This window comes from Streptomyces sp. NPDC048416 (genome assembly GCF_043200435.1).
Lineage (GTDB): Bacteria > Actinomycetota > Actinomycetes > Streptomycetales > Streptomycetaceae > Streptomyces.
In genome coordinates, this window is the sequence record NZ_JBICXU010000027.1 from 81,387 (window position 1) to 104,012 (window position 22,626).

General features: G+C 70.8%; 13 protein-coding genes and 1 pseudogene. 5 read left to right on the forward strand and 9 right to left on the reverse strand.

From position 1 onward, the window contains the following. The first annotated feature begins 22 nt into the window (after positions 1 to 22). From ACGFW5_RS27540 to ACGFW5_RS27550, 3 genes are all read left to right on the forward strand, one after another. The gene (locus ACGFW5_RS27540) at positions 23 to 565 is read left to right on the forward strand and encodes a DapH/DapD/GlmU-related protein (protein ID WP_393836980.1); all 543 of its coding nucleotides are present in this window, start codon (positions 23 to 25) and stop codon (positions 563 to 565) included. Between the two features lie 80 nt (positions 566 to 645). Further along, positions 646 to 1,272: a class I SAM-dependent methyltransferase gene (locus tag ACGFW5_RS27545; RefSeq protein ID WP_393836981.1), complete on the forward strand. Its 627-nt coding sequence runs from the start codon at positions 646 to 648 to the stop codon at positions 1,270 to 1,272. 141 nt (positions 1,273 to 1,413) lie between these two features. Beyond that, complete coding sequence (locus tag ACGFW5_RS27550; RefSeq protein ID WP_393836982.1) at positions 1,414 to 2,064, forward strand: hypothetical protein; 651 nt, start codon at positions 1,414 to 1,416, stop codon at positions 2,062 to 2,064. 1 nt (position 2,065) lies between these two features. Here ACGFW5_RS27550 and ACGFW5_RS27555 read toward each other — a convergent pair whose 3' ends face one another. From ACGFW5_RS27555 to ACGFW5_RS27565, 3 genes are read right to left on the reverse strand one after another with little or no spacing between them, the layout of a single operon-like run. Further along, a complete protein-coding gene (locus tag ACGFW5_RS27555) occupies positions 2,066 to 3,436 on the reverse strand; it encodes an MFS transporter (protein ID WP_393837001.1) in 1,371 nt (456 codons plus the stop codon). After that, the gene (locus tag ACGFW5_RS27560) at positions 3,436 to 5,460 is read right to left on the reverse strand and encodes a PEP/pyruvate-binding domain-containing protein (RefSeq protein WP_393836983.1); all 2,025 of its coding nucleotides are present in this window, start codon (positions 5,458 to 5,460) and stop codon (positions 3,436 to 3,438) included. The genes ACGFW5_RS27555 and ACGFW5_RS27560 overlap by 1 nt, the downstream gene beginning before the upstream one ends. Then, positions 5,457 to 6,830, reverse strand: coding sequence for an acetyl-CoA carboxylase biotin carboxylase subunit family protein (locus tag ACGFW5_RS27565; RefSeq protein WP_393836984.1), 1,374 nt, complete (start codon positions 6,828 to 6,830; stop codon positions 5,457 to 5,459). Before ACGFW5_RS27565 ends, ACGFW5_RS27560 begins: the two co-directional genes overlap by 4 nt. A 394-nt stretch (positions 6,831 to 7,224) precedes the next feature. Between ACGFW5_RS27565 and ACGFW5_RS27570 the strand changes: the two genes are divergently transcribed. Then, positions 7,225 to 8,532, forward strand: coding sequence for a PAS domain S-box protein (locus ACGFW5_RS27570; RefSeq protein WP_393836985.1), 1,308 nt, complete (start codon positions 7,225 to 7,227; stop codon positions 8,530 to 8,532). Positions 8,533 to 8,590: 58 nt separating this feature from the next. Here ACGFW5_RS27570 and ACGFW5_RS27575 read toward each other — a convergent pair whose 3' ends face one another. The 4 genes from ACGFW5_RS27575 to ACGFW5_RS27590 form a co-directional block, all read right to left on the reverse strand. Beyond that, positions 8,591 to 10,684 carry a xanthine dehydrogenase family protein molybdopterin-binding subunit gene (locus ACGFW5_RS27575; protein WP_393836986.1) on the reverse strand — a complete coding sequence of 698 codons (2,094 nt, stop codon included), beginning with the start codon at positions 10,682 to 10,684 and terminating at the stop codon, positions 8,591 to 8,593. Between the two features lie 53 nt (positions 10,685 to 10,737). Further along, complete coding sequence (locus tag ACGFW5_RS27580) at positions 10,738 to 11,724, reverse strand: FAD binding domain-containing protein (protein WP_393836987.1); 987 nt, start codon at positions 11,722 to 11,724, stop codon at positions 10,738 to 10,740. Next, positions 11,721 to 12,335, reverse strand: coding sequence for a (2Fe-2S)-binding protein (locus ACGFW5_RS27585; protein ID WP_393836988.1), 615 nt, complete (start codon positions 12,333 to 12,335; stop codon positions 11,721 to 11,723). Before ACGFW5_RS27585 ends, ACGFW5_RS27580 begins: the two co-directional genes overlap by 4 nt. A 204-nt stretch (positions 12,336 to 12,539) precedes the next feature. Further along, positions 12,540 to 13,010: a Dps family protein gene (locus ACGFW5_RS27590; RefSeq protein WP_393836989.1), complete on the reverse strand. Its 471-nt coding sequence runs from the start codon at positions 13,008 to 13,010 to the stop codon at positions 12,540 to 12,542. Between the two features lie 396 nt (positions 13,011 to 13,406). On the opposite strand from ACGFW5_RS27590, the gene ACGFW5_RS27595 reads away from it, so the two are divergent. Beyond that, positions 13,407 to 16,460, forward strand: a complete 3,054-nt coding sequence (locus ACGFW5_RS27595) for an AAA family ATPase (protein ID WP_393836990.1) — start codon at positions 13,407 to 13,409, stop codon at positions 16,458 to 16,460. Between the two features lie 16 nt (positions 16,461 to 16,476). On the opposite strand, the gene ACGFW5_RS27600 is transcribed toward ACGFW5_RS27595, so the two are convergent. Together ACGFW5_RS27600 and ACGFW5_RS27605 are read right to left on the reverse strand one after the other, a co-directional pair. Continuing rightward, positions 16,477 to 17,889 carry a hypothetical protein gene (locus ACGFW5_RS27600; RefSeq protein ID WP_393836991.1) on the reverse strand — a complete coding sequence of 471 codons (1,413 nt, stop codon included), beginning with the start codon at positions 17,887 to 17,889 and terminating at the stop codon, positions 16,477 to 16,479. Positions 17,890 to 18,457: 568 nt separating this feature from the next. Beyond that, a pseudogene (locus tag ACGFW5_RS27605) lies at positions 18,458 to 22,603 on the reverse strand (type I polyketide synthase); the annotation flags it as partial. Between the last annotated feature and the right edge of the window lie 23 nt (positions 22,604 to 22,626).

Consider the following 22,626-nt stretch of genomic DNA (forward strand, 5'->3'; position numbering starts at 1 on the left):
CACCACCAGAAAGGATCGCGACATGACCAGCGATCGGCTCATGCGGATCCACAGCCCCGAGTTCCAGGCGATGACCGCCAGGGTCCTGCGGGTGACCGAGCTCACCTCACGCCTGAACGTCCTGCCCTTCGAGGACGAGGCGGGCAAGGCGGAGCTGTTCGAGCAGATCCTCGGCAAGCCCCTGCCGCCGCGCGTCACGATCTACCCGCCGTTCTTCACGGACCACGGCCTCCATCTCGACCTCGCCGAGCGCGTGTTCATCAATCAGAACTGCACTTTCCTCGATTACGCGGGCATCCGGCTCGGCGAGCGCGTGATGGTCGGGCCGAAGGTCACGTTCATCACCGGCGGCCACCCCGTGGATCCCGCGGAGCGCCGGCTGTACCTCACGGGCGCGCCGATCGACGTGGCGGAGAACGTGTGGATCGGCGCCGGCGCCACGATCCTGCCCGGCGTCACCATCGGCCGCGATGCTGTCATCGCCGCGGGCGCCGTGGTGGCCGACGACGTTCCGCCGGCCACTTTGGTGACCGGCACCAAAGCCACAGTGCGCCGGCGGTGGTGACGACCGGCGCGGCCGCCTGCGCCCATCAAACCTGACTGGCCATCAGGTGACGTTGTACGACCGCTCGTTACACTGCTGCGATGATCAACCATCCGAACACCCCGGCCGGCACCGCGGGTTACGCCGAAGCCGCCGACGTGCTCGTCGCCCAGTACGAGAGCGTCTCCTTCGCGGAGGTCCACCGCGATGTGCTCCATCTGTTCCCTTCCCCGCCCAGCGACATCCTGGACATCGGCGCGGGCAGTGGCCGTGACGCGGCCGCCCTGGCCGCCTCCGGGCATCGGGTCACGGCCGTGGAGCCGACGGCGGAACTGCGCTCCCTGGGTCGGCGGATCCACGCCGATCAGGCCATCGAGTGGGTTGACGACTCCTTGCCGGAGCTCGCGGTGCTGCGCAGTCGCGGCCGGCGGTTCCATCTCGTCCTCATGACAGCCGTATGGATGCATCTGGACGACCGGGAGCGGACGTCGGCCATGGCGGGCATCGCCGATCTGCTCGGGGTCGGAGGATTTGTGGTCCTGTCCTTGCGGCACGGCCCGGTCCCGGCGGGGCGGCGGATGTTCGATGTGACGCCCGAGGAGACCGTGCGACTCGCCCGGCGTCACGGTCTGGCCCGTGTCCACCTCGGCGAACGAGCGGATCCGCACGGCCGTTCAGGCGTGCACTGGAGTTACCTGGGGCTGCGCAAGGAGACGGTCACCGGTTGATGTCGACGGCCGACGGATCACATGGGTGAAAGGGAAACGTCCCGTGTTTTCGGCCATCGCGTGAGAGACTTTGCGGCATCGGTATGTCATGCACAGGACAGACGCGCAGCAACGGCGCGCACAACGATGGGGGACGACGCCATGGACCGATCCATCTCCAAGGGCTGGGGCCGAGCGGGCCTCGCGCTGGGCGCAGCCCTGGCGTCGACCGTGCTCTGCGCCCCCATGAGCGCGGCGGCGCCCGTGGGCGCGAGCGGTCCCGTCGGCGCACCTGCTGCCGCGCGGACGGTCGCTCAACGCGCCTGCCCCATCGTGTACTTCGACCTGGGCGAGACCCTGGTGCACACGGCGGACGACGGCAGCACCAGCTATCTGCCGGGCGCTGCCGCCTATCTGCGGGCTCTGCGTGAACACCACATCAAGGTCGGCCTCATCACCAACGTTCCGCCCGCCTGGGGCACGACCGACGCCGAGCGCGCCGCGCGGCTGAAGAAGGAGGTCGATGCCACCTGGCACGGTTCGGCGCCCTTCGCCTGGCAGGACTTCGGCGACCGGATCCTCACCCCGCGTACCGAGGCGGAACGCAAGCCGGCGCCCGTCCTGTGGCAGCGTGCGCAGGCCGAGTCGGGGCGCTGCCGGCTCGTCTACCAGGCGGAGACGACCGAGGAGGTCAGGATCGCGGGCTCACTGGGCTATGTCCCCTACCAGGTGGGGCAGCCCCGCCGGCCCGCGTTCCTGCCCGTCTGGCTGGTCGAACTCCTCGGCCGTCGCCACGGTGGCGTGACCGCGTAGGTCACCGGCTCGGTGTGTCCGCAGCCCGGTCCCCCTCCGCGTCCGCTCCGAGGGGTGGGCCGGTCGGCCACGCCTCGCCGGCCGGCGGGGCCTCGGGTCCCGCCCGGTCGCGGCGCACCACCCCGCTGCGCAGCAGCAGGTGGACGGCCCCGAGCAGCACCGCCGTCGCCAGCGCGCTGTGCAGGAGCAGTGTGTCCAGGTGACCGGCGGAGATGTAGGCGCCCACGGCGACGGCGGCCAGGGCGCACACCGCGCGGTCCACGATGCTCTCGATCGACAGCAGCGTGGCGCGCGGGGCGTTCGGGGGCACCGCGTCGTTCACGAGTTTGCGCTGCACCGGGTACACGAAGCCGGTCGCGGCGGCGAACAGGCAGAGCAGCGCGATGACGGCCCACGGTCCGCCGAGCGTCATGGCCGCCAGGGTGCCCGCGAGGGCCAGGCTGAGGACCGACACCCAGGTGACCGGCGTCAGGCGACCGCTCAGCCATTGGGGGCGGGCCGACGCCACCGCCTCCGCCACCGTCATCGCGGCCAGCACTCCCCCGCTGGAGGCCTCCCCGATGCCGTGGTCGAGCAGGATCGGCTGGAACAGGTTGACCTGGCAGATGCGGGACAGCGTGAAGACCGCCACGCCCTGCACCATCACCAGGCCCAGCCACCGCGACGAGGCGACGCAGCGCAACACGGCGCCCGCGTCCCGCAGGAAGGCACCCCCGCGCCCCGTGCCCGCACGGCCCGCCGCCCTGCCCGTACCGCCGTCCGCACCGGCGAGCCGGGGCAGCGCGACGGCGCAGACCAGGGAGCCGGCCGCGCTGGCGGCACTCAGCACGTATGGAGCCGTGTGCGCGACCGCCATCAAAGGTCCGACCAGCGGCCAGCACACGACTTTCGCCGCGAGCCCGAGGGCCCGCGCGGTGCCTTCCGCGTTGAGGTAGTGCCCGTCGCACTTCTCGGCTCGCAGCCCGTCGTACAGATAGGCGCTCGCCGCTCCCGAGGTGAGTGAGCGGCCCACGGCGATGGCGAGGAAGTGCAGGAGGAAGCCGGTGTACGAGGCGCTGAACACCGGGGCCAGGTTGGCCGCCGTCATCACCACCGCGCCGGCCCGCAGACAGTTGCGGGTGCCGATCCGGTCGGCGAGCAGCCCGGTCGGGATCTCGAACAGGCAGAAGGCGACGTAATAGATGCTCTGGATGCCGAAGATCTGCCCGTCGGAGAGCCCGGCCTCCCGTTGGTAGGCGTAGAAGACCGGCATCCACCACAGCAGGTTGAACAGCAGCTGGAAACCGTAGTTGAGGCGGATGATCCGACGGGCGGTGACGGTGAGGACGGCGCCCGCTCCTTGCCGGGAACGCGGTCGTCCCAGGCGCGGCATCACAGCGCGTACGGGCGGATCTGGACCAGCCGGAAGTCGCCCCGCTCGGTCATCAGCCATTCGATGTCCAGCGGCTTGTCCACGTCGGCGCCGCCGAGGTCCGATCCGCTGAAGTGGGATTGCAGGAGCCGTCCGGTCAGCGACAGGTCGGCGAGCCGGGCGCGGGTCGCGGCGGGCAGCCCATCCCCCCAGGATCCGAGTGCGACGGTGCGGCCGCCGCCCTCCACCACGTTGTAGAGATACTGCTGCGGCAGGACCGAACCCTCGACGACCTGTTCCGGCGAGCCGGGTGAGCAGTTGAGGTAGACGTTGCGGAAGTCCGCGCGGCGCGTCGGGTCACAGGTGACGAGGACGCCGCCGAGGGACGCGGGCACGTACTCCTGGATGATCACGCCCATGTACGTGTCGTCCAGCGAGATCCCGACCTGGTGGCGCAGTCGCACACTGCGCGGCGACACCAGGGAGGCCCACACCTGGCGCACCGCGTCGAGGAGTTCGCCGGTGCCGTGGACGGTGGTGACGGAGTCGTAGACGCCGGCCGCGGAGAAGCCCGGAAGGTCCTCGGCGTTGGACGAGGAGCGCACCACGAGGCGCCCGTGCGAGGCGGGTCCTGCGGGGAACGCCTGGCTGATCTGACGGGTGACGGACTCGGGGACCGGTGTGTGCCGGATCAGTTGCTGGAGTTGCAGACAGAGCGAGTCCAGGACGTCGGTGGCGTCGAGTTCGAGTGCCATCTTGAGCTTGCCGATGCCCTGCTGGATGGCGGGCGACGATGCGAGGAAGTGCTGCTGGAGCGCGAAGGGCAGCGCGACGCCCTCCGGTGCGCCCACCGTCGAAGCCACGAAGTCGGCGGCCCTGGCGCGGAGTTCGGCCGGTGCGGGGGCGGTGAGGCCGAGCCGGGTGGCGAGGTGGCCGTACAGGTCGTCGCGTGGCGGGCGGGGCCGCCCGTAGAAGGCGGTCAGGTCGGCCGTGCGGCTGTCCAGTACGTGGTGCAGCTCGCCGAGGTTGGCCGCCTTGGTGCCGTACCGGTCGCGGTCGGCGCCCCGCAGCCGGTGCAGGGACAGGACGGGGGCGTCCTCGAGCAGCGGCGGTTCGAGGCGGATGCGCTGCTGGTGCCAGGCGGGGGCCCGCAGGTCCGGTTCACCGGCCAGCCGCTCCAGGGAGATCTCGTCCTCGCACACCCGGTAGCGGACCCATGCGCCGTCCAGCGCGTCCGCCTCGACGAGCTGGTCCAGATCGCGCACGATGGCGTTGGGTATCCCCCAGCCGGAGGCCAGTACGTTGGTGTGCGAGAGCGGGGTGATGGGCGCGGTGTTGAGGAATCCGGCCACGCGCGGCACGTCGTCGGGCAGGCGCGGCATGGCCACGATGTCCGCCCAGCCGAGCCCGGCCTCCGCGGCCGCGTACTCCTGGCCGGTCCGAAAGACGCGAAGGCGTCCGATGGCCTCGCCGGGGTTCAGGGGTGTCCTGACGCGGGAGCCGAACAGTTCGTGGCTCAGGATGCGCGGCACGCGTCGTTCGCTGATCGCGGCAAGCTCCTCCTCCTGCCCGTGGTTGGCGGGCTTGAGCAGCACCGGGAGCCTTCCGTCCACCCGAGCCCGTACGAACTCGTAGAAGAACGCGAGGAGTTCGCCCTTCATGGTGTCGGCTTCGGTCGTCTCCAGGACGAGGAAGGTGCGGTCGCGGCCCTCCGCGTCGTCATCGGTGTGCAGGGACAGCACACCGAGCAGGAAACGGCGCTGGGGGTCCATGTAGACGGAGGCGTTGAACGCGTCCAGATCCGCGTCCAGTTCGGCGAGTGTCATGCCGAGGACACGAGTGGCTATGTAGTTGACGTGGAAGGGGTGCGCCGCCGTGTCGAGCAGGTGCCAGGTGTTCTCGGCACGGTCGACGACCACCTTGAGGTAGGGGTGGCCGGCCAGGACCCCGGAGAGGGTGCGAAAGAGCGGCAGCGACAGGTTCTCGCCGACGACGGTGCGGTCCGTGGCCGGTTCGGCGGCGCCGGCGAACAGCTGGGCGGTCATGCCGAGACCTCCTCTGGCTGCGCGGCGGGCAGAACGTGTGGCAGGGCGTCCACCAGCGTCTCGAAGTCGCGGAGCACCGTCCGCGCGTCGGTGGCCGACAGCAGACACAGGGCCGCCATGGTGTTGGCGCCCGCCGCCGGGTCGTAGACGGGCACGAGCCCGCCGTCGGGCAGGGAGCTCTCCGCGACCACCGACAGCTCGCTGCCCACACTGAGGGTGACGTCCTTGGCGACGGCGGGGAAGTCCCACACCTTGCGGTCCCGCCAGGCCTCGCCCCTGCCGTCGACCGCGAGGACGACGAGGGAGCCCGCCGCGCCGCGTGCCTGCGCCGCGGTGAGGGCCTGCTCGGGCCACTCGACCGTACGGCCGAGGAGGTGGTCGACGAGCATGCCGACGAGGTCGAGCCCGAAGACGTCCTCGATCTGCGGCACCGTCATCGCGCCGCCGAACCGGGCGGCCGTCTCGATCAGCCACATGCTGCCGTCCGCGCCGAGCTTGATCTCGGTGTGCGTCCCGCAGTTCCGCAGGCCGAGGGCGTCGACGGCCTCGCGTGCCAGCGCCACCACCCGGTCCTGGGCGTCCGTGGACAGCAGGGCGGGGGTGATGCCCGCGCGCTCGGTGAACGGCTCGACCGTGGGCATCCGGCCGCTGAGGCAGACCGGCTTGAAGGCGCCGTCCACCACGACACCCTCGACGCTGACGTAGTCGCCCCAGCCGGGCTCGGCGAACCAGTCCGACGCAGTGCCGGTGACGATCTCCTCGACCACGAAGTGACCCTGCGCCTCCGCGACATGCAGTTCCGCATATCCCAACTGAGCGGATTCGGCCATTACTTCACGGGAGCGGCGCCACGCGGCGGACAGCTCGTGCGGGGCGCGGATGATCTGGTGCGCGGTGGAACCGGCGCTCCAGGCCGCCTTGAGAAGCATGGGGAACGGCAGGGCGCGGGCCGCCTCGTGCAGGTCCGTTTCGGTGGCGACGGCGCGGAACTCGGGCTGCGGCAGGCCGTGTTCCTGCCAGGTGCGGCGCATCAGCCGCTTGTCGCGAGCGAGCGCGGCGGCGCCGCCCGCGCCCGCGAGGCCGAGCGCTTCACACGCTTCGGCGACGGCCACGACCGCGTACTCGGAGAAGGTGAGCACCGCGTCGGCGCCCACCGCCTTCGCCCGCGAGACGATCAGGGACACCAGGTCGGAGCGCTGCGCGTCGGGGGGCGTCACAACTGAGGCGCACAGTCTTTGGGCGGAGCCCGCCACGGTGGGAGGAAGAGCGCTGAGCGCCAGCAGGTGCACTTCCGCCCGCGCGGCCGTCCTGGACAGGACGTGACCGAGCGGCGGACCACCCTTGGCATGCACTAACAGCACCTTGCTCACTGAAGTTCGTCTCCATTCGTCATTCGTCCGTGTCGGTACGTGCCGCACGCGTCGTGGGCGCCGGCGCCGTACGCGTCCTGTGGGTCGTCGTGCTGAGCGGTGACGCGCGTCGGCCGCGGGGAAGTTCCGGTGTTCGTGTCGGGGCGTATTCACCCGCACACTCAATGAGACCACGCGGCCGGCGCCCATATCCTGATCACAGGCGCCGACCGTTCAGGCAAATGCCTGAGTCGCAGGCCGCGTTGAGGCTCCGGGCCGGCCCCGCGCGTGCTCGCGGGCGGCCTCCACTTCGGCCGAGAAGCGGGTATGCGCGGGATCGGTACGGGATACCCCTCGCGGGGTGACTGTGCGTCAGCCGATTGCGTACGGGCTGTATACGGACGGAGAGACCGCTGTGGACGATTCCAGTCTCAAGGCGCTGCTCGAACACCTCCCGGTGTTCTGGTGGGAGGCCGAGGAGCCGTGGCAGGTGACCGAGAGGGGAGGCGGTGCCTTCGCCGACGCGGGCACCGCGCAGCGGTTCCTGGACCGGTTGCGTCAGGAACTCCCGGCGCGCGGGCGCACGCCGCGCGAGGGTCACTGGCAGGCCCGGTTCGACGGCCGCACCTTCGATGTGAGCTGGCCCCTCGACGGGGGCCGCGCCCCCAGCCGCGCGCCGAGCCGTACCCGTGGCCTGGCCGTGGAGGTCGATGCCCGGCCCGAGGTCCCGCGTCAGTACGCCGCCTTCGCGGGTCTGGTGAACCTCGCCCCGGCCGCGGCCTTCATCCGGGACAGCGACGGGCGCTACTTATGGGCCAACCACGCCTACGCGCACCTGTACAACACCGTTCCCGAAGAGCTCGTCGGCAAGTACATCGAGGACTTCGACGCTCCCGCCGAGGCCGCCCAGTTCCGTGCCCTCGACCAGGACATCCTCGGCCGCGGGACACCGGTGCGCCACACGCTGGACTACCGGCGGCCGGACGGCAGCGCGGGGCAGGCGGTGGGTCACCGGTTCCCCGTTCGGGAGAACGCGCGGACGTGCGTCGCCGGGATCTACGTGGATGTCACGGATCATCTGCGCGCCACGGTCCAGCGCCAGCGCGCCGAGGACGACCTGCGGGCGCTGCGTGACCACAGCGGTCTGCCCTGCGCTCTTCTCTCCGCGAACGGACGGGTGGTGCGGGCCAGCACCGCGGCGGCCGAACTCTTCGACCTCAGCCTGCCCGACCTCGTCGGGCGCCGCGCGCACACCCTGCTCGCCCCCGAGCCCGGCCTGGACCGGCTGCACCACAGGTGGAACGGTCTCATAGCGCGGCGGACCAGACGGGTCGAGACGTGCGCGGTGCTCGTCGACGCCCGGGGCCGCCAGCGCCGGGCCCGGCTGCATCTGACGACGGTCGGCCACTCCGCGGCCCGCGCCCGGCACGTGTGGGTCGTCGTCACCCACCAGAGCCTCGCCCATGAGGCCCATCCGTCGCTCACCGCGGCGCAGATCCGCATCCTCTCGTTGCTGGCGGCGGGCAGCAGCAACGGTGACATCGCCACCTCCCTGAGGCTGTCGCGGCAGACCGTCGACTACCACCTCAGCCGTCTGCGGGAACTCCTGGGCGCCGGCACCCGCCCCGCGCTGGTCGCCCGCGCCTATGTGCTCGGCATACTCGCCCCCCACGCCTGGCCCCCGCGTTCCGCCACGGCGGCCCATCCGCTGAGCACCGTCTGACGCACAGCGGCCCCGCCCCGCCAGGCCGGTATGGGGGGTGGGGCCGCCGACCGCCGGTTCACAGCGCGCCGTGCACCCGGTCGGGTGTGAGCGGGAGCTCCCGGAAGCGGACGCCCGTGGCGTGGTGGACCGCGTTGCCGATGGCCGCTGCCGTGCCGACGATGCCGATCTCCCCGATCCCCTTGCTGCCCATGGGGTTGAGGTGGGCGTCCTCCTCGTCGATCCAGTGCGCCTCGATGGCGGGCACATCCGCGTGCGCCGGCACGTGGTAGCCCGCGAGGTCGCTGCCGATGAAGGCCCCGGATGCGGGGTCCACGCTGCCGCGTTCGGTGAGCGCCATGCCGAGCCCCATCACCATGCCGCCGATGAACTGGGACCGGGCGGTGCGCGCGTTGAGGATGCGTCCGGCCGCGTACACGCCGAGCAGTCGGCGCACCCTCACCTCGCCGGTGTCCGTGTCCACCCCGACGTCCGCGAAGTGGGCGCCGAAGGCGTGTCGTGCGTACGGTGACTCCTCGTCGGCCGAGCCCTTGGTGTCGGCGGACGCGGTGAGACCGTCGGGCGGCAATGGGCCGCTGTGCTCCTGGAGTTGGCGGGTCAGGGAGCGGCACGCCTCGTGCACGGCCCAGCCCCAGGACGCGGTGCCGGACGAGCCGCCGGCCAGCGGTGCGCGCGGCAGCCCCGTGGTGCCGATCTCGGTACGGACCGCTTCGACGCCCACGCCGAGCGCGTGTGCGGCGACCTGCGCGAGGACGGTCCGGGCTCCGGTGCCGATGTCGGTGGCGTTCACCCGCACCACATGGAGTCCGTCGGGGTGGGCGGTGACCGTGGCGCGGCAGGGCGAGACGAGTACCGGGTAGGTGGCGGCGGCCACTCCGGTGCCGAGGAGCCAGGCGCCCGAACGCCGCGCCGCCGGCCGGAGGTCGCGCTCGGCCCAGCCGAAGCGTTCGGCTCCCTCACGCAGGCACTCCACGAGGTGGCGGCTGCTGAACGGCCGTCCGCTGTCGGGTTCTTGGCCCGGTTCGTTGCGCGCCCGGAGCTCGATGGGGTCCATGTCGAGGGCGCAGGCGAGTTCGTCGACGGCGGACTCGAGCGCGTACATGCCGGGGGCTTCTCCCGGAGCGCGCATCCAGGACGGAGTGGGGACGTCCAGCGCGGCCACCCGGTGCGTGGTGAGGCTGCTCGGGCTGGCGTACATGACGCGGGCGGGCACGGCGGCCTGCTCGACGAACTCCTTGACCCGTGAGGTGTGGGTGGTCACCTCGTGGATGACCGAGAGGAGGGTGCCGTCCGGTTGGCAGCCGAGGCGCAGCCGGTGGTCGGTGGGCGCGCGATGGCCGACCAGCTCCGGCAACAGCCGCCTGGACAGGGCGAGTTTGACGGGGCGCCCGGTGTGCAGGGATGCCATCGCGGCGAGCACCACGTGCGGCCGGGGCGTGCCCTTGGAGCCGAATCCGCCGCCCACGTGCTCGCAGACGACGGTCACCCGTTCCTCGGGGAGTTCGAAGAGTTCGGCCAGCTTGGCGCGCACCATGTCGGCGCCCTGGCTGGTGTCGTACGCCGTGAGCCGGCCGTCGTGCCAGTGCGCGGTGGCTCCGTGCGGTTCCATGGGGTGGTTGTGCAGGGGCGGCACCCGGTACCGGACGTCGACCGTGACCGGTGCGGCGGCGAACGCGTCCCGCGGGTCGCCGCGAAGACGGTCCGCGGGATGTCCGCCGTTGGCCTCCTCGGGACGGTAGGCGTCCGCCAGGTTCTCGTCGAGGACCGACGCGTGCGGCTCGGTGTCGTACGCGACGTGCACCGACTGGGCCGCGGCGCGGGCCGCCTCCAGGGTTTCGGCGATCGCGAGGGCGACGGGCCAGCCGTGGTGGGGAACCCGGACGTCCTGGAGGAGGGCGAGCGTCGGGTCGTCCGTCTCGGCGAGCCGGGGCGCCGATTCGGGCGTGAGGACGGCGAGCACCCCGGGCAGGCCGAGTGCGGTCGTGGTGTCGAGGGAGGTGACCCGGCCCCGTGCGACGGTGGCCGTGACGGGCCAGGCGTACAGGCATCCCGGGGGCGCGTACTCGGTGGCGTACAGGGCGTCCCCGGTCACCTTCGCACGGCCCTCGCGGCGTTCGATGGGTGCGCCGAGCGCGTTCGCTTGCGAAGCCATGGCGGTATCTCCTCCCGGGCGGTTCAGGGGGCGTCGGGTCTCGTGCGAGGCGTTCAGGCCGACGTGGTCAGCGAGTCGAGCACCTGGGTGGCCAGGTCGCGGGCGAGCGACACCTTGTAGGCGTTGTCCCGCAGCGGCTGGGCCGCGTCGAGCTCGGCGTGCACCGCTTGCGCGAAGGCTTCGGTGCCCGGCCGGGCGCCGAGCAGGGCCGCCTCCGCGCGCCGGGCGCGCCAGGGCCGGTGGGCCAGACCGCCGAAGGCGATGCCGACGTGCCGGATCTCACCGTCCCGCACCTGGAGCACGGCGGCGACGGAGGCGAGCGCGAAGGCGTACGACGCCCGTTCCCGCGCCTTGCGGTAGCGGGAGACCGCGCCGGCGGGCAGGGGCGGCAGCACGACGCCGGTGATCAGTTCGCCCGGCCGGATCACGGTGTCCCGTTCGGGGTGCTCGCCGGGCAGGCGGTGGAACTCCGTGACCGGGACGGTCCGGTGACCTCCGGGGCCGGTCAGTTCCACGACGGCGTCGACGGCCGCGAGCGCCACGGAGAGGTCGGAGGGGTTCGTGGCCACGCAGTGCGGCGAGTGGCCGAGGACGGCGTGGTTGTGGTTGACGCCGTCGATCGCCGCGCACCCGCTGCCGGGCACCCGCTTGTTGCAGGGTTTCGACAGGTCCTGGAAGTAGGCGCAGCGCGTGCGCTGGAGGAGGTTTCCCCCGGTGGTCGCCATGTTGCGCAGCTGGCCCGACGCTCCGCTGAGGACCGCCTGCGAGACCAGGGGGTGGCGCTCCCGGATCAGGGGGTGTGCCGCGAGGTCGCTGTTGCGTACGGTCGCGCCGACGCACACCGAGCCGTCGGGCCGCTCCTCCACCCGGCCCAGGGGCAGGCGCGTGATGTCGACCAGTACCTCCGGCCGTTCCACGCCGAGCTTCATGAGGTCGACGAGGTTGGTGCCGCCGCCCAGATAGCGGGCCTCCTCGCGGCCGCCGTGGGCGGCCGCGGCCTCTTCCACGCTGCGGGCGCGCAGGTAGGACACGGGCTTCACGCGATCACGTCCCGCACCGCGTCGACGATGTGCGGGTAGGCCCCGCAGCGGCACAGGTTGCCGCTGAGACGTTCGCGGATTTCGTCATCGGTCAGCCGCACCGGGCCGTCGGGCGTCTGCCCCGGGTCGGTGACGACGGAGGGGTGACCGGATTTCGCCTCGGACAGCATGCCGACGGCGGAGCACAGCTGGCCCGGGGTGCAGTAGCCGCACTGGAAGGCGTCGCGGTCCAGGAAGGCGCGCTGGAGCGGGTGGAGGTCACCGTCCGCGCCGTCCGTCCTGGCCAGGCCTTCCACGGTCACGATGTCGCAGCCGTCCATCGTGATGGCGAGGAGCAGGCAGCTGTTGGCGCGCCGGCCGTCCACGAGCACCGTGCACGCACCGCACTGGCCGTGGTCGCAGCCCTTCTTCGAACCTGTCAGGGCCAGGCGTTCGCGCAGCAGGTCGAGCAGGGTGGTGCGGTGGTCGACCTCGACCGCGTGGGCGGCGCCGTTCACCCGCAGGCTCACCTGCGATCCGGTGGCGCCGGCGGGAGAGTCCTCGGGTCGGGGCCAGGGCGCGTATCGCTCCGCCGTCCCGGGGCCGCTGTGGGGCCCCTCGCTGCTTTCCATCGTTCCTCTGTCCCTCGATCCGGACGGCCGGCCGCCGCCCGCACCACCAGCCTCGTACAGCTCGCCGTCCCCGGCATCCCGGACGCCGCCGACCCGGGCGTCAGTGGCCCGGACGTCAGTGGCCCGAGCGTCGCCGACCCGGGCGGGGGCGGCCCGGGCGGGGGCGACCCCGGAGGACGCCCCCGTGCCACGGCGTGGCCGCTGTCAGCTGCTCTCGGCGCGGAACATCCAGGCGTGCTTCTCCAAATCACCGGTCACCGCGATCAGCAGATCCTGACTCACCGGATCCGGCTCATCAGTCACCGCGATCCGCTCACGCATCCGCTCCACCACCCGGCCCAGCGCCACCACCAGCACCTCCACCGCCTCGGAGTCCTTGATCCACCCCTCCGGCACCGTACCGATCGCACTGCTCCCCGCCACCGTCGCAGCCCGACCATCCGGATTCACGCCAAGCGCAGCAGCACGTTCAGCCACCGTGTCCGAATGCTGCCGCGCCGTCGCCACCACATCATCCAACTGAAGATGCACCGACCGAAAACGCGGCCCGACCACATTCCAGTGCACCTGCTTCGCCACCAACGACAGATCGACCAGATCGACCAGCGCACCCTGAAGCGCCGGACCAACCACCTTCAGCTCCGCATCGGACAGCGCACTCTTCACGACAGACACCCTTCACTCCACTTCGCACTACTACTCATGGCGGGACCGTCGACCGGTCCGATATGTCGCCTTCCTCGAAACGCGGATCCCAAACCGGGGAGGCGGCGATGGAGGGTGCGGCACGCCTCGCGCACCGGCCCCCTCCGCCCGCACCCAGACGAGCACGGCATGTCGCGCCTCGGGCGCGCTAATTGCGGGCACCTATCGGTGCCGCGTACCTACATTTTCAGCCAATGACCAACACCAGGAGATGAACATCAGCCAACAGCGAAGGTGTCCCCTTACCAGCAGAATTCAGTTCTTTTATTTGATCAAGACGACTCCTTTTGATCGAATCGGCTTGCTATGTTTACAGCCCTGGGAGAGACGTGGCCGCGCACAGGGGGCAGGATGGAAGCTCAGCCGATGATTCAACTCATCGACAGAGACAGCGAGTTGAGGGCGCTGACAACGCTGCTCGCCGAGGCCGCGGCGGGGCGGGGCGGCATCGCGCTGGTCAGCGGACCAACGGGCAGCGGGAAGACTCGACTGCTACAAACATTCTGTAAACAAGCGGCGAACTCCGGCGCCGTCTTGTTGACCGCCGTCGCCTCCCGCGCCGAATGCGAGATTCCGCTAGGCGTGATCGACCAGCTCTTCAGAAGTGAGTCGTTTCCCCACGAGTTCCGGGACCGAGTGAACGATCTGCTGACGGCGGAGGTCTCCGCCGGCCATGCGACGGGCTCGGATCCCGTCCTGATGAACCAGCCAAGCATGGCGGTGGCCCACGGACTGCGGTCGTTGCTGCTGGCGCTCGGCGAGCGCGGGCCCGTGGTGATGAGCATCGACGATCTCCAGTACGCGGACGAGCAGTCCCTCCAGATGCTGCTGTTCCTGCAACGCCGGATGAAGGCCTCGCGGACGCTGTTGCTGCTCGCGGAGCTGTCCACGATCCGCTCGCCCCATCCGGTCTTCCACGCCGAGCTGTTCCGGCAGCCGAACTGCCGCAAGGTGCGCCTGGACATGCTGTCCCGCTCCGGCACACACACCATGATCGAGTCCAGACTCGGCCCGGCCAAGGCGCTGGAACTCACCCACGCCTACCAGGAGGCCTCGGGCGGCAGCCCCCTGTTCCTGTCCGCGTTGCTCGACGACTACGAGGCCGTCCACCGCCTCCAGGAAGGCGGCGACGAAGGCGAGCCCGCGGTCCCTCAAGAGGCCTTCCGCAACGCGCTGATGGGCTGCCTCTACCTGGCGGATCCGGCCGACCTCAAGGTCGCGCGGGCGGTGGCCGCGGTGGGCAAGGTCATGTCCTCCGGGTCCATCGGCCACATCCTCGGCGTGAACACGGCGACCGTGGAGCACGCGATCGCCTCACTGACCGCGACCGGCGTGCTGAGTGCGGGACACTTCCGCCATCCCGCCGCGCGTACCGCCATCCTGGAGCAGGTGCCCCCCGAGGACCGCCACGAACTGCATCTGCGGGTCGCGTCCGCGCTCCAGAACGAAGGCGTCCCACCGGTCGTGGTGGCCGAACAGCTCGTCGCCGCGAGCAGGGCGCCCGAAGAGTGGATGATCAACGTCCTGAGGGACGCGGCACACTCCGAACTGGACGCGGGCAGGACCCACATGGCCTGCGAATACCTCAAACTCGCCCTCACCGACTGCACCGACAGCCGGCAGCTCGCGGCACTCACCGCGGACCGCATGCGCATCGACTGGCAGAAGTCCCCGCTGAAGGCCATGCGCCACGCCGTGCGATTAAAGATCGCCCTGCGCGACGGTCACTTAACCGGCCGGGACACGGGCCTCCTCGCACGCAGCCTGCTCTGGCACGGCCGCTACGCCGAGGCACGTGAGACCCTGGCCCTCTGGGAGGCGTTCGACGCCACCGACGATCGCGCCCCGTCGGAGGAACTGGCCGCCTTCAACTGCTGGATGACGTATTCGCATCCCTCGCTGCTGATCCGCTCCACCGGCTCATCGAGTCCTGCCGAGTGCGCCGGCTCCCCCTCGTCCGGATCCGCCGGAGCATCGGCCCAGTCCGAATCCAGGACGGGCCCGGACCCCGTACGTCCTTTCGGGCCCCAGGCCGTCACCGTGCTCTCCCAGCTGCTGGACCAGGGCGCGAGCGACGAGGCGGTCACCAACGCCGAAGGCGTCCTGCACAGCGTTGGCCTGGGCGCCGCCACGCTTGAGTCCCTGCACGCCGCCCTGCTCACGCTGATCTGCGCGGACCGCCCCGACAAGGCCGCCTCGTGGTGTGAGGAGCTGCTGAAGGAGGCCGCGGACCAGGGTTTTCCGACCTGGCAGGCGGTGTTCGCCGCGGTACGCGCGGAGGCGGCCTTCCGCCAGGGCGACATGGTTGGCGCCGTGCGGTACGGCGAGACCGCGCTCACCCGGATACCCACCGCCGCCTGGGGCGTCGCCATCGGCGGCCCGCTGGCGAACCTCATCCTCGCCTCGACGGTGCTCGGGCACCACGAGAAGGCGGTGCGGTACATCAGACTGCCGGTGCCCGACACCCTCTTCGACACCCGGTACGGGCTCCACTATCTCAACGCGCGCGGGCACTTCCATCTGTCGACGGACCGGCCTGCGGCGGCGCTCGCCGACTTCGAGAGCTGTGGACGGCTGATGAGTGACTGGGGGCTCGACCTGCCCTCCCTCATCTCCTGGCGCGGCGGCGCCGCGGAAGCCGCACTGGCCCTCGGCGAGAAGGACAGGGCCCGAGCGCTCATGGAGGAGCAGCTGACCCGTCCAGGAACGCATCAGCCGCGCACCAGAGGGGCCTCGCTCCGGTTGCTGGCCGCGGCCGGCGAGCTGGAGGACCGCCCGGCACTCCTCCAGGACGCCGTACGACTTCTGCACCCGGACACCGCGCGTTTCGAACTCGCCCGCGCGCTGGCCGATCTCAGCGACACGTACTGGCAGTTGGACGATCCGGTCAGAGCCATGGGGGCCGCGGAGCGGGCCGCCGAGATGCTGAGGTCGTGCCGCTCTCCCGCGGCCGCGGAGTGGGACCAGCCGCCGCCCGTCGCACGGCCGGCGCACGCTCTGTGGCCGGACGTGTCGACCGTGGCGTCGCCGTCGGGCACGCGGAGCGAGGCGGCGGGGCCTTCGGCGGGGCTGCGGGACGACCATGGCCGGCGCGAACACGGCCGGAGCGCACAGCGTCCCACCGAACACGGCCAGAACGAACCCCGCCGGAACGAACATCAAAGGGCCGAACATCAAAGGGCCGAACCGAAACCGGCCGGCACCGACGTGCTGACGGAGGCGGAGCTACGTGTCGCCGAGCTGGCCGCGCTGGGGGCGACCAACCGCGCGATCGGACGGAAGCTCTACATCACCATCAGCACCGTCGAGCAGCACCTCACCCGGGTCTACCGCAAGCTGGAGATCAACCGGAGAAGTGCCCTGGCCGCGCGGCTCGACATCGTTTCCCCCGAGACCTCGACCGAGGCGGAGTCCGCCTGAGCGGGCCCGCTGCCCGTCATGGTTGGTAGATCCATTCCAGGTAACGCTCGATCTCGTCCGCCGCGCGCCGTGCGCCTCCCGCACGGCGCGCCTGGCGCTGGAACTCCCGTACGCGGCAGCCCGTCTCCAGGTCCCCGACGAGCGCGACCACCGCGTCCACCAGAGCCTGTGGGCCGGCGGCTCCGGGCGAGATCCGCACCCCGAGCCCGAGCTCCACCACCCGGTCGGCGACGGCCCGTTCGCTTTCGGACGTGGGGACGGCGACGAGCGGCGTATTGAAATAGAGGGATTCCATGACGCTGTTGTGGTCGGAGTGGCAGACAAAAGCCGCCGCGCAGCGCAACACTACCGAACGCGGGACCCGCTCATGGACTTCCACATGGGGCGAAGAGCCGGCCATCTCGCGTACGGCTTCCGAATTGCCGTCCGCCACGATCACCACATGCAGCGGGCGTCCCGCGAAGGCGTCGATACAGTCTCGGACGAACTCCGGCCCCGCGTCCAGGAGTTCGGGGTCGAGGGCGAAGAAGACCACGGGCAGTCCGGTCCCGGGCGGCCGCCAGCGCTCGTCCATGCGGCGTTCCGGTATGCAAGGACCCACAAACACGACACGGCTGTCAAAAAAATGTCCGTCGGTCTGAAATTCCCTGGGCAGCAACGCTATCGACAGGGGTTCGGGCCTGGTGCAGAAGTCGTTCGGCGACAAACCGGCTTGCTCCCCTGGGGAGACAAAGCAGAGCAGCCGCTCCCGGACTCCCTCGGACAGGCCGCTCACACAATCGCTCGCCCCGGAGGCGGCGTCGACGCCGGCGTCGGACCCCATTTCGGACGCCGAGCCCGGCTCGGAGGCAGGGCCGGTACCGGTCGCGAAGGCGGGGTCGGGGCCGGTCGCGGAGGGGGGCCCGGAGGCGGGGTCGGAGCCGGTCGCGGAGCCGGTCCCGGGGTCGGATGCCGCACCGGCGTCGCAGCCGGCATCCGGATCGGCGGCTTCGTCACGTTCCAGGAAGTCGCCATGGGCGAATGACGGAAAGATCTCCACCGCCGGGCGCTTCCAGCGGTGGGTGAGCAGACGAGCGGTGATCCGGGCCGAGTCCTCGTACAGCACCAGGTCGGGAACGTCGTCGGCGAAGGCGGCGTGGATGGACTCCGCACGGTCGAGGGTGTCTTCGACACGGACGCCGTCCTCGGGCCCGCCCCGCTCCTCCCGGCCACCGGCCCCCTGCCCAGGCACGGCGCGTGGTTCGTGGACCAGCACATCGACGCCCCCGGACGCGTTCCCCTCGGCGAACTCCTGAGTGGTGATGTACGTGATCCGGTGGTCTCTGCGATTCAGTTCCTGGGCTATCGGCAGCATCGACCTGGTCTGCGCTCCGGCCGGACCACTCAGAACAATGATGCTGTAACGCGGGCAGGAGGGCGCTTCGGCCATGCGCGCGATCTCCCCTTGCGTCCGGGGTACGGTTCGTCGCCTCCCGGGGCGCCCGGGAGAACTTCCATGGGGAACTTGGTTCTTCAACAACTGGCTCAAGATGCGTCGCACCCCTGCGGTCAGGCGCCGGAGCGTACCACGCGTGGGGCGCTATGCGAATACAATCGGCCGGCCTCACCGAACCGACTCGGGGCGATCCAGGAATGCCCTGTCTACACCGGATCCAACCGAATGCGCTACAAATATCCACACTTCCGGGAGAAGGCGGATCCTGTTCATTGAATCTGCACAACACGAGAAGTACTTGGCCCACTGAAGCGCGTCTCGCCGCTCGCGTGGGTAATGAATTCACTGTAAGCGCTTCCACCAGAACGCAACAAATCCCCCTAGCCCCCTAAGGGGTGCTGATTGCCGTATTCACGCCAGCCCCTCGCATATGTTGGCCGAGTCGTGCCGGGAACAGCACGAAGCCCCGGTGCGCGGGAAGCGTCACCGGGGCCGATCGCGAATTGGGCGGCGTTACGGGTATCGCGATATTAGGGGTCTTTCCGGGGTTTACGAAGTGCCCTCAGTGCAGTTCATCCACGCGCAGCGAGCCGAGCCACGCCTCGACGGCTTCAGCCGTGGTGGCGGCCGAATTCTCCAGCAGAGTGAAGTGGTTTCCCGGGATCTCGCGCAAGGTGTGCGGGTGGGGCCAGGAGGAACGCCAGCTCTGGTCGCCCCCGGCGGACTCGCCCTCCCGGGCCTCCCCAGCCCCGCCGGTCTCGGTCGGCTCTGCCGCCTGCTCCATAAACGATTCCGTCGGCCGGACGAACAGGACGGGCGCCGCGACAGGCCCCGGATCACAGTGCGTGATGAGCGAGCTGTAGCGGCCCATGGCCGAGAGCCGCGCCGAGGTGAACGTACCGAAGGCGTCCTCGCGCTCCATCATCCCGCCCAGCATCTGCGCCCAGAGCCCGTCGGACGATTCGCCTTCCGCAGGCGGTTCTCCACCACCCCCGTCGCCGCCTTCGCCCCCTCGGCTCCCTTCGTTGACACCCCCGTCGGTCGGGAGATACGTGTCCAGGAGCACGATCGCGGCAGGCGCCGATCCCTCGTTCTCCAGGCGGCTGGCCGTGGCATGCGCGAACTGGCCACCGGAGGAGTAGCCGACCAGCACGAACGGCTTGTCGCCCGCCAGTTGTCGCACGCTCGCCGCGAAATGGTCGACGACCGCGTCCACCGACTCCGGCAATGGCTCGCCGTCCACGAAGCCGGGCGGGGCCACCACATGAACGTCGCGCACGTCCCTGAACTTCGCGGCGAGCCGCGCGTACTGCTGGGCCCCGGCGAGCGCCATGGGCGAAGGGAAGCAGATCAGCACCGGGCCGCGGGGGCCACGAGCCAGCCTCACCGGCGCGCTCACCGGGTACCGGTCGTGCAGTTCGGCGGCGGTCCGGAAGGCGGGACGAAGATCGGCGACCGCGTTCAGGACGGCCGTGCCTTCGGCCATCTTCCCCGCCCTCACCGCGGCCCGGAACAACTCGCTGAGCGTTTCGGGCAGCCGCGACGTCCCGGCAGCGGCGGCCGAGCCGGGGGCGCCGATGCGGGGCGCCGACGACGGGGATCCGAGTTCGGCACACAGGTACGCGGCAAGCCTGACCGGGTCGCCGTGGTCGAACACCGCGCCGGCCGGAACTTCGAGGCCGATGGCACGCTGGAGACTCTTGCGCAGTTCCATCGCGGAAAGCGAGTCGATACCGGACTCAAGGAAGCCCCGCTCCGGATCGACCTCTCCGGCAGATTCGTGGCCCAGCACCGCCGCCATGTGCTCGACAACGACCTCGATCAGCAGCTTCTCCTGTTCCGGGGCCGGGAGTTCGGCCAGGCGGGCGCGCAGCCGGCCCGTCTCAAGGCCGTCGGAAGTGGGGCCTTCCTGACGGGCGGCCACGGATTCGAGTCCGTCAGTGACGGCCCCGCCGAAGAGCGCGGGCGAGTCGATCCAGTAGCGGCGATGCTGGAACGCATACGTGGGGAGGTCCACCTCTCGTGCCCCACTGCCCGCGTACAGCGCCTGCCAGTTCAGCGACGCTCCACACGCATGCAGCAGACCGAGCCCCGCCAGCATGTCCCGCACCTCGTTACGACGGTTACGACGCTTGCGCATCAGGGGCACCACGGTCACCTTCTCGGCCTCGGCCGGTTCCAGGCACGGCTGGACCAGCCCCGCCAGCACCGCGTCGGGGCCCAACTCCACGAAGCGCGTCACGCCACGAGCCGCTGCGGCGCGAACTCCGTCGGCGAAACGAACGGCTTCGCGTACGTGGGTCACCCAGTAGGTGGGGGTGGTGAGTTCGCCGGCTGCGGCGGTACGTCCGGTCACGTTGGACACCACCGGGATGCGGGGCTCGCTGTAGGTGAGACCGGACAGGACGCCCGCGAACTCCTCCAGCATCGGATCCATCAACGGCGAATGGAAGGCGTGGGAGACCTTGAGGGGGGAAGTCTTGCCGCCCTGGGCCCGGACGGCCTCCACGACCTTCTCGACAGAGTCGGCAGCACCGGAAATGACCACCGCACGAGGCCCGTTGACGGCGGCAATGGCCGCGTCCCGGACTCCGTCCAGCATGGCGCGTACGTCGTCCTCGGTGGCCTGTACCGCTGCCATCGCGCCGCCGTCGGGCAGCGCCTGCATCAGTCGGCCACGCGCCGCGACCAGCGCACACGCATCGGCCAGCGAGAACACACCCGCCGCGTGAGCCGCACTGATCTCGCCGATGGAGTGTCCGGCCAGCAGGTCGGGGCGTATACCGAGGGCTTCGGTGAGCCGGAACAGTGCGGTCTCAACGGCGAACAGCGCGGGTTGGGCGTATGCGGTCCGGTTCAGGAGTTCTGCTTCGGGGGTGCCGTCCTGCGCGAACAGGATGTCCTTCAGTGGGCGGTCGAGGAAGGGGTCGAGGTGTGCGCACACCTCGTCCAGTGCTGCTGCGAACGTCGGGAAGGCGGCGGCGAGTTGGTGACCCATGCCGGGTTGTTGGGCGCCTTGGCCGGTGAAGAGGAGGGCGGTTTTGCCGTGGGTGCGGGCGGTGGCGTGGGTGGTGTGGGGGGTGGGGGTGTCGTGGGTGAGTGCGTGCAGGGCGGTGCGGAGCCGGGTGGGGTCGGTGGCGGTGATGACGGCGCGGTGGTCGTGGTGGGCGCGGGTGGTGGCCAGGGCGTAGCCGATGTCGGCGGGTGTGGGTGGGCTGGGGTGGTCCAGGAGGGGTAGGAGGCGGGCTGCTTGGTCGCGCAGGGCTGCGGGGGTGGCGCCGGACAGGGGCCAGAGCACCGGGCCGAAGGCGGTGGTCTGAGGCCGTTCCGGGTTCTCCTTCACGGCGGTCACGGGGGCCGGTTCCGGTGCCTGCTCAAGGATCACGTGAGCGTTCGTCCCACTGATCCCGAAGGAGGAGACAGCGGCACGTCTGGGCCTTTCCGCCACCCAGGGCCGGGACTCGGTCAGGAGTTCCACACCGCCCGCCGTCCAGTCCACCTTCGACGACGGTGTGTCGACGTGCAGGGTCCTGGGCAGTACGCCGTGACGCATCGCCATCACCATCTTGATGATCCCGGCCACGCCTGCCGCCGCCTGCGTGTGTCCCAGGTTGGACTTCACCGACCCCAACCACAACGGAGTCCCCGGAGCACGGTTGTGGCCGTACGTGGCAAGCAGTGCCTGCGCTTCGATCGGGTCACCCAGAACGGTCCCCGTTCCATGCGCCTCCACCACGTCCACCTGGTCCGCCGACAGTCGAGCGTTGGCCAACGCGGCCCGGATCACGCGTTGTTGGGCGGGCCCGTTGGGTGCGGTGAGGCCGTTGCTCGCACCGTCCTGGTTCACCGCACTACCCCGCACCAGCGCGAGCACCCGGTGCCCGTTGCGCCGCGCGTCCGACAGTCGCTCCACCACCAGGACGCCGACGCCCTCGGAGAACCCGGTGCCGTCCGCCGCCTCGGCGAAGGACTTGCACCGGCCGTCGGCCGCCAGACCGCGCTGCCTGCTGAAGTCGACGAAGGTTCCCGGCGTCGACATCACGGTGACGCCGGCCGCCAGCGCGAGCGAACACTCGCCGTTGCGCAGCGCCTGGGCCGCCAGGTGCAGCGCGACCAGGGACGACGAGCACGCCGTGTCCACCGTGACCGCCGGGCCCTCGAAGCCGAAGGTGTAGGAGACCCGCCCCGACACGACGCTGCCGCTGCCGTAGCTGTTGATGTAGTCGTGGTACATCACCCCGGCGAACATGCCGGTCCGGCTGCCGCGCAGCGCGCCGGGATCCATCCGAGCGTGCTCCAGCGCCTCCCAGGACGCCTCAAGGAGCAGCCGCTGCTGCGGGTCGATGGCACGGGCCTCACGCGGTGCCACACCGAAGAACGCGGCGTCGAAGTCGGCGGCGTCATGCAGGAACCCGCCGTGCCTGGAGTACGAGGTGCCGTCGTGTTCCGGGTCGGGGTCGTACAGCGTGTCGAGGTCCCAGCCGCGGTCATCGGGGAATCCGGATATGGCGTCGGACTCCTCGGTGACCAGCCGCCACAGGTCTTCGGGGGACCTGACACCGCCTGGATAGCGGCACGACATGCCCACGATGGCCAACGGCTCCCGTGCCGCGGCCGTCAGCCTGCGGTTCTGCTCGCGCAGCCGCTCGGCCTCCTTGACGGAGGCCCGCAGCGCGTCGACGAGCTTCGCGTCGGGCCGGTCGGGTTGCGGAGTCCGAGTGGGACGACTGG

What these genes read in the sequence shown, in the direction of transcription:
- ACGFW5_RS27555 (WP_393837001.1), bottom strand. Translation starts at nt 3,436, where the DNA reads ATGCCGCGCCTGGGACGACCGCGTTCCCGGCAAGGAGCGGGCGCCGTC.
- ACGFW5_RS27575 (WP_393836986.1), bottom strand. Translation starts at nt 10,684, where the DNA reads ATGGCTTCGCAAGCGAACGCGCTCGGCGCACCCATCGAACGCCGCGAG.
- ACGFW5_RS27560 (WP_393836983.1), bottom strand. Translation starts at nt 5,460, where the DNA reads ATGACCGCCCAGCTGTTCGCCGGCGCCGCCGAACCGGCCACGGACCGC.
- ACGFW5_RS27595 (WP_393836990.1), top strand. Translation starts at nt 13,407, where the DNA reads ATGATTCAACTCATCGACAGAGACAGCGAGTTGAGGGCGCTGACAACG.
- ACGFW5_RS27585 (WP_393836988.1), bottom strand. Translation starts at nt 12,335, where the DNA reads ATGGAAAGCAGCGAGGGGCCCCACAGCGGCCCCGGGACGGCGGAGCGA.
- ACGFW5_RS27600 (WP_393836991.1), bottom strand. Translation starts at nt 17,889, where the DNA reads ATGGCCGAAGCGCCCTCCTGCCCGCGTTACAGCATCATTGTTCTGAGT.
- ACGFW5_RS27545 (WP_393836981.1), top strand. Translation starts at nt 646, where the DNA reads ATGATCAACCATCCGAACACCCCGGCCGGCACCGCGGGTTACGCCGAA.
- ACGFW5_RS27550 (WP_393836982.1), top strand. Translation starts at nt 1,414, where the DNA reads ATGGACCGATCCATCTCCAAGGGCTGGGGCCGAGCGGGCCTCGCGCTG.
- ACGFW5_RS27540 (WP_393836980.1), top strand. Translation starts at nt 23, where the DNA reads ATGACCAGCGATCGGCTCATGCGGATCCACAGCCCCGAGTTCCAGGCG.